The organism is Acidovorax sacchari, assembly GCF_042847045.1.
GTDB classification, from domain to species: Bacteria; Pseudomonadota; Gammaproteobacteria; order Burkholderiales; family Burkholderiaceae_C; genus Paracidovorax; species Paracidovorax sacchari.
Genome location: NZ_AP035783.1, coordinates 1,320,436 through 1,332,815, shown reverse-complemented (window position 1 = coordinate 1,332,815; position 12,380 = coordinate 1,320,436). Strand labels below are relative to the sequence as shown.

The 12,380-nt window shown below is 68.4% G+C and carries 6 protein-coding genes; 1 reads left to right on the top strand and 5 read right to left on the bottom strand.

Annotated elements, in window-relative coordinates; translation table 11 throughout:
* Position 1 precedes the first annotated feature (1 nt).
* From ACGHC0_RS05945 to ACGHC0_RS05930, 4 genes are all read right to left on the bottom strand, one after another.
* Entirely contained in the window at positions 2 to 2,554 is a 2,553-nt protein-coding gene (locus ACGHC0_RS05945; protein WP_368354419.1) for a putative bifunctional diguanylate cyclase/phosphodiesterase, read from the bottom strand.
* Between the two features lie 2 nt (positions 2,555 to 2,556).
* A complete protein-coding gene (locus ACGHC0_RS05940) occupies positions 2,557 to 5,919 on the bottom strand; it encodes an EAL domain-containing protein (protein WP_415267683.1) in 3,363 nt (1,120 codons plus the stop codon).
* A 114-nt stretch (positions 5,920 to 6,033) separates the two neighbouring features.
* A complete protein-coding gene (locus tag ACGHC0_RS05935; RefSeq protein WP_415267682.1) occupies positions 6,034 to 8,925 on the bottom strand; it encodes an aconitate hydratase in 2,892 nt (963 codons plus the stop codon).
* A gap of 546 nt (positions 8,926 to 9,471) precedes the next feature.
* On the bottom strand, positions 9,472 to 9,771 hold the full coding sequence (locus ACGHC0_RS05930) for an H-NS family nucleoid-associated regulatory protein (protein WP_013593621.1): 300 nt from the start codon (positions 9,769 to 9,771) through the stop codon (positions 9,472 to 9,474).
* Positions 9,772 to 9,997: 226 nt separating this feature from the next.
* Here ACGHC0_RS05930 and ACGHC0_RS05925 point away from each other — a divergent pair, with 226 nt between their 5' ends.
* A complete protein-coding gene (locus ACGHC0_RS05925; RefSeq protein WP_368354416.1) occupies positions 9,998 to 10,840 on the top strand; it encodes a symmetrical bis(5'-nucleosyl)-tetraphosphatase in 843 nt (280 codons plus the stop codon).
* Positions 10,841 to 10,876: 36 nt separating this feature from the next.
* Here ACGHC0_RS05925 and ACGHC0_RS05920 read toward each other — a convergent pair whose 3' ends face one another.
* Positions 10,877 to 12,346 carry a DEAD/DEAH box helicase gene (locus ACGHC0_RS05920; RefSeq protein ID WP_415267681.1) on the bottom strand — a complete coding sequence of 490 codons (1,470 nt, stop codon included), beginning with the start codon at positions 12,344 to 12,346 and terminating at the stop codon, positions 10,877 to 10,879.
* Positions 12,347 to 12,380: the final 34 nt, after the last annotated feature.

The following is a 12,380-nucleotide window of genomic DNA, read 5'->3' as shown; positions in this document are numbered from 1 at the left end:
ATCAGAAGGCCGGGCGCAGCGCCCGCTCCAGTACGGCGGCCGGCGCCGGCCGCCCGAAGAGGTGGCCCTGGAACGCCTTGCAGCCGTGGCGCTGCAGGAATTTCAGCTGGCCCGTGGTCTCCACCCCTTCGGCGACCACCTCCAGGTCGAGGCTGCGGGCCAGCGCAAGGATGGTCCGCACGATGGCGGCATCGTTGGGGTCGGTCAGCACATCGCGCACGAAGCTCTGGTCGATCTTGAGCTGGTCCAGCGGCAGCCGCTTGAGGTAGGCGAGCGACGAGTAACCCGTGCCGAAATCGTCGATGGCAAAGCCCACCCCGTGCGCACGCAGCTGCTCCATGCGCGCAATCACTTCCTCCACGTCCGCCATGAGCAGGCTTTCGGTGAGTTCGATCTTGAGCAGCCGCGGCTGCGCTCCGCTGCGGCGCAGCGTCTGCAGCAACCGGTCCACGAAATCGGGCTGGCGGAACTGGCGCACGCTCACGTTCACCGCAAGCACGAGCTGTGCCGTGGCAGCGCTCCGGCTCCAGGCCACCAACTGGGCACAGGCCTTCTCCAGGACCCATTGCCCCAGCGGGATGATCAGCCCGCCCTGCTCGGCCGCCGGGATGAATTCCCCGGGCATCACCAGGCCGCGCTGCGGGTGGCGCCAGCGCACCAGCGCCTCCGCGCCCAGCATGCTGCCGTCGCCGTTGACCAGGGGCTGGTAGTGCAGCAGGAGTTCGTCCGATTCGAGGGCGAGCCGCAACTCCGACTCGAGCGCCGCGCGCGCGAGCACCGCCTGCAGCATCGAGGGATCGAAGAAGCGGATCGTGTTGCGCCCCGCGGCCTTGGCCTGGTACATGGCGAGATCGGCATGCTTGAGCAGGTCGTCCACGCCGGCCGTGTCCCCGGCGCCGCCACCGAACAGCGCCAGCCCGATGCTGGGCGTGCTGTGGTGGTATCCCATCCCCCCGACCGCGTAGGGCCTGCCCAGCGCCGCGGTGATCCGGTTGGCCAGCACGGCCGCGTCGGCGCGGGCCCGGTGCATGTCGCCCGGCAGGCTTTCTGCCAGCACCACGAATTCGTCGCCGCCGAACCGGCTCACCGTATCGCCTGCACCGACGCAGGCGAGCAGGCGCTGCGCCGCCTGCACGAGCAGGCGGTCGCCCATGTCGTGCCCGAGCGTGTCGTTGAGGTCCTTGAAGTTGTCCAGGTCGAGGAAGAGCAGCGCGCCGTGGCTGCGCTCCTGCGCCGCCGTGGCGATGGCGCGGTGCAGGCGGTCGGTGAGCAGGCGCCGGTTGGGCAGCCCGGTCAGCGGATCGAAGAACGCCAGGCGTTCGATTTCCGCATCCACGCGCTTGCGCTCGGTGATGTCCCGGCCCACGCCCCGGTAGCCCTGGAAGGCGCCGTCCGCGCTGAAGACCGGGATCCCGCTCACGGACACCCAATACACGCGACCGTCGGCCGCGGTACGCTGCAGCTCCAGGTCCCGGAAGGGCTGGCGCGCCGCCAGGAGGCGCCGGTGCTCCACCCAGTCCTGCGCGGAGAGATTGGAAGCGCCCAGTTCCCACCGTGCCCGGCCGACCACTTCCTCCGGTGAAATGCCCAGGCCCTTGAGGCCCTGGTTGACGTGGACGAAACGGTGCTCTGCATCCTGCTCCCAGTACCAGTCGGACGACAGATCGCACAGGCTGCGGAACCGTGCCTCGCTGAGGCGCAGTTCCGACTGCAGGAGCATGTGCGGGGTCACGTCGGAAAAGGTGCGCAGCCACTCCCCGCCCGGCAGGGGCGCGGTGAAGACCTCGAGCATGCGGCCGTCGGGTGTCTTGCGCCAATAGACGCCGGGGGGCGGAAGGGCGTCGCCGCTCTCCACGTACGGGCGTCCCCGCTCGTCCACCCGCTCGAAGCCCGGCCCGAAATCGCCGCGCTGCGCCTGCCATTGCTTCACTTCCGCGAGGGTGGGAGCGGCATCGAGCAAGGTGCGCGGAAGGTCGAGTATCTCCGGCAGGCGGTCGTTGTAGAAGCGCACGCGGCGGTCCGCCCCGAGGATGAGCAGGCCGGACGCCATGTGGTCGAGTGCCGTGCGCAGCATTTCCGGTGAGGCGGCATGGCCGGGAGGGCTGGCGGCCCCGTCCCCGTCCGGCCGGGCCACCCCCTGCCGCATCCCGTCGATGCCGCCCCGCTCGCAGGCAGCCAGCAGGGCCGACAGTCGCAGGGAGAGGTCGCGCATCGTGCCGTCACCCGGGCCTGAGCGCAGGACGTAGTCTCCGGGGCCGGCGCGCAGCGCCCGGGCCGCCAGGGCTTCCTGCTGGGGCTGCGCGTCGAGATACAGCAGCAGCGGCAGGCGCCGGCCGGGCTGTACGGACCATGCGGGCAGTGTCACCGCGTGCAGGGGCGGCACCAGCACCACGGCGTCGAACCCGGCGCCCGGGCCGGGCCCGTCGCGCATCGACGTCCAGGGCACAGGAACCACGTCCCATGCATGCCCCCAGTGCCCACCCTCCGATGCCAGGGACGCTGCTGCCGCGGAGCTCTCGCCGTCCGCGGCGGAATCGATCCACCCGATGCGCATGTTCAGAGCACCGCGCCGGCGGTTCCGCGGGCCGCGTCAGGCTCTGCTGGAACCGGAAGGTCGTGCTCGCGCTCGAAGGCCTCCATCGGCACCGGCCTGCCGAACAGGTAGCCCTGGAAGCCTTCGCAGCCGTGCAGCTTGAGGAAGCTCAGCTGGCCCGCGGTTTCCACACCTTCGGCCACGACCTGCAGGTCGAGACTCTTGGCCAGCGCCAGGATGGTGCGGACGATGGCGGCGTCGTTGGGGTCGGTGAGCACATCGCGGACGAAGCTCTGGTCGATCTTCACCAGGTCCAGGGGAAGCCGCTTGAGGTAGCTCAGCGACGAGTACCCGGTGCCGAAATCGTCCAGCGCGAAGCCCACGCCGACCCGCTTGAGCTGCGCCATGCGGCCGATCGTGTCTTCTACGTCGCCCAGCAGCAGGCTCTCGGTGAGCTCGAGCTTGAGCCGCTGCGGATTGGCCCCGGTGCCCGCGAGCGTTCCCAGGACCTCCGCGACGAAATCGGGCTGGCGGAACTGCCGGGCGCTCACGTTCACCGCGATGGTGAAAGCGGCCGTGGCGGGATGTGCCGCCCAGCGCACGAGTTGCTCGCACGCGGCCTGCAGCACCTGCCGGCCCAGCGGAAGGATGAGGCCGGTCTCTTCGGCGAGCGGGATGAAGTCGGCCGGGCTCACCAGGCCCTTCACGGGATGCCGCCAGCGCACCAGCGCTTCCGCACCGCACAGGCGCGTGCTGCCGTCCACGATGGGCTGCAGGTGCACGGTGAGCTCCTGCCGCGCGATGCCCTGGCGGAGGTCCGACTCCAGCTGCGAGCGCGCCGTCACCTGGGCCTGCATGTCCGGATCGAAGAACCGCTGGGTGTTCCGCCCGGCCGCCTTGGCCTGGTACATGGCCAGGTCGGCGCGCTTGAGCAGTTCGTCCACGCTGCGCCGCTGGTCGCCGAAGAGGGTGATGCCGATGCTCGGCGTGCTGTAGTGCTGCTGCGCTCCCATCTCGAAGGGCCGGTTGAGCTGGGCCAGCAGTTTCTCCGCGACCTGTTCGGCCTGCAGCGCCGCCTGCGCGGTGTCGGCGTCCAGGCCTTCGAGCATGACCACGAATTCGTCGCCGCCGAAACGGGCGACGGTATCGGAGGTGCGGACGCACTCCTGCAGCCGCTGCGCCACCTGCACGAGCAGGCGGTCTCCCATGTCGTGGCCGAGGGTGTCGTTGAGGTCCTTGAAGTTGTCCAGGTCGATGAAAAGCAGCGCGCCCAGCTTCTCGTTGCGCTGGCAGGCGGCACCGGCCCGCTGCAGGCGGTCCAGCAGCAGGCGCCGGTTCGGCAGCCCAGTCAGTGCGTCGAAGAAGGCCAGCAGCTCGATCTGCTGCTCGGCCTTCTTGCGGTCGGTGATGTCGCGGCTCACGCTGAGCAGCCCCGTGACGTGCCCGTGCATGTCGCGGATCGGGGTCTTGATGGTCTCGAAGTAGCCGGCATAGCCGTCTTCGGCGAAGGTGAGCGTTTCCTCGTACACCACGGGCTGCCAGGCGGCCATCGCCCGCTCGTCGAGCTGGCGCACGCGGGCGGCTTCGATGGGAGTCAGCAGTTCCTCGTCGCCCAGGCCGACGATGTCGCGCTCGCGCCGGCCCAGGTAGCGCTCGAACACCGGGTTGCAGGACAGGTAGCGCCCGGACGCATCCTTGAGGAACACCACGTCCGGAATGGCGTTGACGAGACTGGCAAGCCGGGACCGCTGCTGGCCCAGTTCCAGCGCCAGGTGCTTCTGCTCCGTCACGTCGACGGCGAACACCATGATCGCCACGACGCGCCCGTCCGGCCCGGTCTCGGGAATGATGGTGGTGTGGAAGAACTCCGGGCCTCCCCCGCTGTAGGGCGAACGGTAGTCGAACACCACCGGCTGCCCCTGCAGGGCCTGCAGCAGATGCGGATGCAAAGACTGCACGAGTTCCGTGGACAGGACTTCGGCAACGAGCCGCCCTTCCAGTTCCTGCGGGGTGCGCCGCAGCCACTGGGCCTGCGACGGATTCACGTAGAGGATGCGCAGATCGCGGTCGAGCCGGGAGATGCCCCCCGGCATGCGGCCCAGCAGGCTGGCAAGCTGGATTTCGTGCGCCCGGCTCAGATCCTGCGCCTCCCGCTGCTCCGTCACGTCGGTGAGCACGCCGTCCCAGATGACCCGGCCGCTTCCACCCTTCAGCAACCGCGGCGAGGAGCTCAGCCGTATCCACCGCGGCGCGCCGTCCATGCGCCGCATCCGCACCACCGACTCCCCCACGCCCATCGTTCGGTAGGAGGCTTCATCCGCCTCGGCCTGAGCCGCCCGGTCTTCGGGATCGATGCGGTCGAACAGTCGCTGCGCATCCTCCATGACGTCGGCGGCGCGCACTCCCACGAGCCGCTCCAGCGCCTCGCCCATGTGGACGAACCGGCGCCGGCCGTCGGGCTCCCGGACCATCTGGTAGAGCACGCTGTCGGGCAGGTTGCGGCCGAGCAGCTGCAGGCGCGACTCGCTTTCGCGCAGGCGGGACTCCGCTTCCCGCAGTCGGGCATAGGGCATGCGGACACCGGCGATGAACACCGCCTGGAAGAGCAGCGCGTAGCCCACGACATGCAGGGCATGGGCCAGCATGCGGGACCAGAGGAACCGGTCCGGCGGCAGCGCCAGCAGAAACTGCGCCATCGCCATCGCCACCGCGGCGGCGGCCATCGTGCGGCGCCGGCCGTGGCGCGGCACCGCCGCGTCCGCGCGACGCTGGCGCATGCCGTAGAACAGGCCGGCGGACAGGACCATGATCGCGCCGGACACCAGGGCGGCGACACGCAGCGGCGCATGGCCCGAAGCGACCAACCAGTCGCGGGGGCCTTCCGTCGTGGCCGTCCAGACAATGACCAGGGACAGCAGGGCCGACACCAGGGCCCAGGCCATGCCGGGGCCCGCGGCCGAGGCGCGTGCCGCGAACAGCAGCAGCGTCACCGCTTCCACGCCGTGCCCCCAGAAGGAAAAATAATGCGAAACCGCCGCCTGCGCGTCCTGGCCCGTGCCAAGCGGCTGGTGCGACAGGACGCCGTGGAAGAAATTGCAGACGGCAGCGGTCGCCAGGCCCGCCACCAGGATGTTGGCGCGGCCCTGCGCGCTCTCATCCAACATGTGCAGCGACACCGACACGGCCAGCACGCCGATCAGCACCGCCACCATGTCCAGGAACTGCTCGAGGCCGTGGGGGCCGCCTAGTCCCGTGCCCAGCAGTTGCATGACGGGGATGAACATCGCCGCCATGCCGGCCGCCACCAGCACGGCGGTGACCGCCGGGCTTTCGGAAAACAGGGCGCGGCGGAAAGAGCCGGCAGACGGCGGGCGGAACAGGCGCATGGAAGGGGGTCGAAGTGGCCGGCTGTGACGAATTCATGCCTTGAACATATCGTCACAAGTGTATCGATCCCGCAGGGCGGCTGGCTGCCGCCGGTCCGCCCGGCAGCGCGCTCGTCAGGCGGTCAGCAGCTGGCGCAGCACGTAGGGCAGGATACCTCCGGCCCGGTAGTAGTCCACCTCGATGGGAGTATCGATGCGCAGCGTCACCATCACCTCCTGCTGCGAGCCGTCGGCACGGCGGATCACGAGCCGCGCATCGCTCTGCGGCGTGAGCGCCGGATCCGGCACCACATCGATGGTTTCGTCGCCCCGCAGCCCCAGGGACTCCCAGGAGTCCGCGCCCCGGAACTGCAGGGGCAGCACGCCCATGCCCACGAGGTTGGAGCGGTGGATGCGCTCGAAGCTGCGCGCGACCACCGCCTTGATGCCCAGCAGTTGCGTGCCCTTGGCCGCCCAGTCGCGGCTGGAGCCGGTGCCGTACTCCTCGCCGGCGAAGATCACGGTGGGCGTGTTCTGCGCCATGTACTGCATCGCCGCGTCGAAGATGAACATCTTGGCGCCCTGGTGGGAGCCTTCGTTCTGGAAGATGGTCAGCCCGCCCTCCTCCCGCGATCCGTCCTCCTTCGCCGGGATCATGAGGTTCTTGATGCGCACATTGGCGAACGTGCCGCGCATCATCACGTCATGGTTGCCACGGCGCGCGCCGTAGCTGTTGAAGTCCTGCTTCATCACGCCGTGCTGCAGCAGCCACTGGCCGGCGGGCGAGGTTTCCTTGATCGACCCGGCCGGAGAGATGTGGTCGGTGGTGATCGAGTCTCCGAAGAGGGCCATGATGCGCGCGCCCAGCACCGAGGCGCTTGCACCCTCCGACGCCTCCAGCGCGAAATTGGCGAAGAACGGCGGCTCGGCGATGTAGGTGCTGGCGGGCCAGTTGTAGGTGTCGCCGGATACGCCCTGGATCTTGCCCCAGAGGGCACCCGGATCGGTCTTCACCTTGCCGTAGTTCTCGCGGAACGCCTTGCCGTTCATCGCGTGCTTCATGAGCTGGTGCACCTCGTCGCTGCTGGGCCAGATATCGCCCAGGTACACGTCGCGGCCGCCGCGCCCCTTGCCCACCGGCTCGGTCATCAGGTCGCGCAGCACCGTGCCGGCGATGGCATAGGCCACCACCAGCGGCGGGCTCGCGAGGAAGTTGGCCTTGATGTTGGGGTGGATGCGCGCCTCGAAATTGCGGTTGCCCGAGAGTACGGCGGCGCAGACGAGATCGCTGCCCGTGATCGCATCGTTGATCTCGGGAGCGAGGTCGCCCGCGTTGCCGATGCAGGTCGTGCAGCCGTAGCCCGCCACGGCGAAGCCCAGCTTCTCGAGGTAGGGCAGCAGGCCGGTTTCGCTCAGGTACTGCGTGACGATGCGCGAGCCGGGGGCCAGCGAGGTCTTGATGTGCGGCTGGACCTTCAGGCCTGCCTCCACCGCCTTCTTCGCCAGCAGGCCCGCCGCGAGCAGCACGCTCGGGTTGGAGGTGTTGGTGCAGCTCGTGATGGCCGCGATCAGCACGTCGCCATTGCCGATCGTCGGGTCGGCCCCCCTGGCCGGCAGGCGGATGGACGGATCGGCGTGCTTGACCGCGAGCCTGGGCTTGTTGTGCTCCATCTCCACCAGGAAGCGCGGGCCGCCCGCGGGTGCGTCCTTCTCGGCGGGCACGTCCTCGCACACGTCCTCCTCGCCGCGGTGGATGTGGTGGCGCGTGTGCAGCAGCTCCGCAGGCCGGTTGAATCCGCTTTCCGCTGCGGGCCGGGAGAACAGCGTGGCGAACTGCTCCTTGACCTTGCCCAGCTCGATGCGGTCCTGCGGCCGCTTCGGGCCGGCCAGGCTGGGGGTGACGTCGCCCAGGTCCAGGCGCACCACCTGCGAATAGTCGATCTCGCCGGCCTGCGGCACGCCGAACAGGCCCTGGGCGCGGAAATACGCCTCGAAGGCCTCGATCTCGGCCTTGGTGCGGCCCGTTCCCTTGAAGTAGTCGATGGTCTTCTCGTCCACCGGGAAGAAGCCCATGGTGGCGCCGTACTCGGGCGCCATGTTGCCGATGGTCGCCCGGTCGGGCAGCGCCAGGGTGCGCGTGCCCTCGCCGAAGAACTCCACGAACTTGCCCACCACCTTGTGGCGACGCAGGATCTCGGTCACCGTCAGCACGAGGTCGGTGGCTGTCACGCCCTCGCGCAGCTGGCCCGTCAGCTCGAAGCCCACCACGTCGGGCGTGAGGAAGTACACCGGCTGCCCGAGCATCGCGGCCTCGGCCTCGATGCCGCCCACGCCCCAGGCGACCACGCCGATGCCGTTGATCATGGTCGTGTGGCTGTCCGTGCCGACCAGGGTGTCGGGGTAATGGACGCCATCGGCGCGCCGGTGCACGCCGCGTGCGAGGTATTCCAGGTTCACCTGGTGGACGATGCCGAAGCCCGGAGGCACCACCCCGAAGGTGTCGAACGCCTGCATGCCCCACTTCATGAATTCATAGCGCTCGCGGTTGCGCTGGAATTCGAGCTTCATGTTCAGGTCCAGGGCCTTCTTCGTGCCGTAGTAATCGACCATGATGGAGTGGTCCACCACGAGATCGACCGGAACGAGCGGCTCGATCTTCTTTGGCTTCCTGCCCAGGCGCTGCGCCACGCTGCGCATCGCGGCCAGGTCGGCCAGCAGCGGCACGCCGGTGAAATCCTGCAGCACCACGCGCGACACGATGAAGGGAATCTCGTCCTTCCGGTCGGCGACGGGCTGCCAGTTCGCGAGCTGCTCCACATGCTCGGGCGTCACCTTCAGGCCATCGCAATTGCGGAGGACGGACTCCAGGACGATGCGGATGGACACCGGCAAACGCTTGACGGACGGGAACTTCCGCACCAGGGCGGGAAGGGAATAGAACTGGCCGCTTTTACCCGATGCGGTCGTGAATGTCTGCAAGGTGGATGCGAAAGCGTGGCGCGGAACCACGGGGGACTTCGAGGCCATGTAGCACTACTCCTTTAATGGGGCGACGCTCCCATTTTGGCAGTCCGGGATTTCGATGCAAATGTAGGGCGAAGGACCCGCAGCCGCAGCGTTCGCCGGCGGCGCCCGGAAGCGGGCACGCCGCCGGGAATGCGGTTGCCGCGGCCCCTGCGGAATCATCTGCAGGCATGGAAAGCGCCAAACTCCTGCATTACCACCACATAAAATGTGGTAAGAACCACAAGAAACATATGGCCAGAGTGCCACCGGCCTCGCTCACATATCGAAGCGCAACAACCATCGGCGCATCGCGGCCATTGCCCGCGAGGAAAGCATGCGCCATCTCCATGCAGTAAGGACATCCGGTGCGCATTCAACGAAGGCTTTTCCACCGGGGGAATGCGGGGGACAGACATTCGCCCCGGCACCACCCGGAAATGGACGCGGGTCCGCAAACAAACCAGGCCCGGGCAATAAAAAACCCGCCGAAAGGCGGGTTGAGTCAGCTCTACAGGAAAGGCCGGCTGGCCCAAAGGGCAGGGCAAAAGTGCCAGCCGGATCGCGCCATCAAATGGCGAACTGTTCGCGATTTTCGTTCTGAATCCACTTGGGCGCCTTGCCGCGGCCCGTCCAGGTCTGGCCGGTGGCGGGATTGCGGTATTTCGGAGCCACCTTCGTACCGGCACTGGCGCTGCGGGCGCGGCCGGACGGGAATACGTCTTCCGCCTTGAGGCCATACTCGGACACGAGCGAACGCACCTGGGCGATCGCATCCGACAACTCACGGCGGCGTGCCTCGTTGATTTGCTGCTCGAGTTGTTCGCGCTGCTTCAGCAGTTCCTTGTAGCTGGTGTTCATGTCGGTCATGCGTGTGGAGTGGATAACAAGGACCGCATTATAGAAACTATTTTCGATTACGTGCAGGCTTTACGGAGATTCATAAAGCCCAGCCTGGAGGGGACGTTCCCCGGGGAACTTTGAAAGCGGAAACTCCTCGAATCCCGCCCTCCGGCAGGGCCCGGCAGCCCGCCAGGGCTTTGCAGCCGAATCACAATAGCGCTCTTCCATAACCCGCCGCGTGCCGGCAGCCCCCATGGCTCTCTACTGCATTGGCGATATTCAAGGCTGCGACGCAGCGCTGCAGCGCCTGTTCGACACGGTGGATTTTTCCCCCAGTCGCGATACGGTTTATTTGCTGGGAGACCTCGTGAACCGGGGCCCGCAATCGCTGGACGTGCTGCGGCGCTGCGCGCGGGCCGGCGACAGCCTGCGCAGCCTGCTGGGAAACCATGACCTGCATTTGCTGGCCGCCGCCCACGGAGCGCGAAAGCCGTCGCGGCGCGACACCCTCGCCGGGGTGCTGCAGGCCTCCGACCGGGATGCGCTGCTGGACTGGCTGAGGCGGCAGCCGCTGGCGCGCGAACACCGGCTGGCGGGCGAACGGATGCTGATGGTGCATGCAGGCGTGCTGCCCTCCTGGACGGCCGACGCAGCGCTGGAGCACGCCGCCGAAGTGCAGGCGCAACTGCAGGGGGACGCACTGCCGGAATTCCTGCACGCCATGTACGGCAATACGCCGGACCGATGGAGCGACGGGCTTTGCGGCATGGACCGCTGGCGGGCCATCGTGAATGCGCTGACGCGGCTGCGTTTCTGCACGCCCGACGGCCGCATGGATTTCGACAGCAGCGAGACGGCGGATGCCGCGCCGGAGGGCCTTGTCCCCTGGTTCGATGCGCCCGGCAGGCGCACGCGCGGCACGCTGGTGGCATTCGGCCATTGGTCCACGCTCGGCTGGATGAACCGGCCCGACCTGCTGGCGCTGGATACGGGCTGTGTCTGGGGAGGCTGCCTCAGCGCCGTACGTTTCGGCGCCACGCTGGCGGAGCGCGAGCACATCAGCGTGCGCTGCGAGCAGGCGCAGGCACCGGGCTGAGATCCGGGCCTGCCGGAGGCCCGGACGTGCCGCCGGTCACTGGCCGGACGGGGTTTCCACGGCCGGCATGGCGGCCTTGAAGAGCGCGGCGACCTTGCGCTTGGGCTTGATGTTGGCGGAAATGCCGCTGCGCGCGGGCTGCTGCCGGGAAGCGGCCTCCCAGCTGGGCGCCCCGTTGGCGGCCGGGGCCTCGTACGGCTTGTCGAAGAAGGGATCGCGCGCGGCGGCGGGCGTGCGGTAGCCGCCCTGCGGCCGGGAGTCGCGGCTTTCGCCACGGCTTTCCCGCCGTCCACGCGCATCGCCGCCGGACTCGTCGTCGCGCCAGGCGCGGCGGCCGTCGTTGAAGCGGCCGCGCGGGCGGTCCTCTTCCACTTCCAGGGCCTCGAGATCGATCTTCTTCTTCGTGAGCTTCTCGATGTCAGCCACCAGCCGGGCATCGCTGCTCGACACCAGCGTGACGGCGAGGCCGGAGGCGCCCGCGCGGCCCGTGCGGCCGATGCGGTGCACGTAGTCTTCGGCGTTGAACGGCACGTCGAAATTGAACACCGCGGGCACGTCCTTGATGTCGAGGCCGCGGGCCGCGACGTCGGTGCACACCAGCAGGTCCACCTCGCCGCGCTTGAAGGCGTCCAGTGCCTTCAGGCGCTCGTCCTGGCTCTTGTCGCCGTGCAGCGCAGCGGCCTTCAGGCCTTCGCGCTCCAGGGTACGCGACAGGCGCGCGCAGCCCAGCTTGCTGTTGACGAAGACGAAGGCCTGCTTGACCCCGCGCGTGCGCAGCACGTGGTGGATGGCGCGGCGCTTGTCGTCGTCGTTCACGCTGTAGAAGCGCTGTTCGACCGTGGAGGCGGTCTCGTTGGGGCGGGCGACCTCGATGGTGACCGGGTTCTGCAGGTAGCTGCCCGCCAGGCGCTTGATTTCCGGAGAGAACGTGGCCGAGAACAGCAGCGTGGTGCGCGTCTTCGGCAGATAGCTCAGGATGCGCTGCAGGTCGGGCAGGAAACCGATGTCCAGCATGCGGTCGGCCTCGTCGAGCACCACGTACTCGACCTGGTTCAGTACCGCGTTCTTGGCCTCGATGTGGTCCAGCAGGCGGCCCGGAGTGGCCACGAGGACTTCCACGCCCTTCTTGAGCTCCAGCGTCTGGGGTTTCATGTCCATGCCGCCGAAGACCACGGTGCTGCGCAGCTTGGTGTACTTGGCGTAGAGGGCGATCTGCTGGGCGACCTGGTCTGCCAGTTCGCGCGTGGGCAGCAGCACCAGGGCGCGCACGGGATGGCGCGCCGGGGAGGTGGAGCTGTTCTCGTGCTTGAGCAGGCGCTGCAGCAGCGGCAGCGAGAACGCCGCCGTCTTGCCGGTGCCGGTCTGCGCGGCGCCCATCACATCCTGGCCGGTGAGCACCACGGGAATGGCCTCGGCCTGGATGGGGGTCATCGACGTGTAGCCCATCTCGGCCACGGCGCGCGCCAGCGGCTCGGCCAGCGATAAATTGGAGAAAGAACTTGTCATGTGCGGCCGGTATTGTCGCACCAGCCCTTCCCGG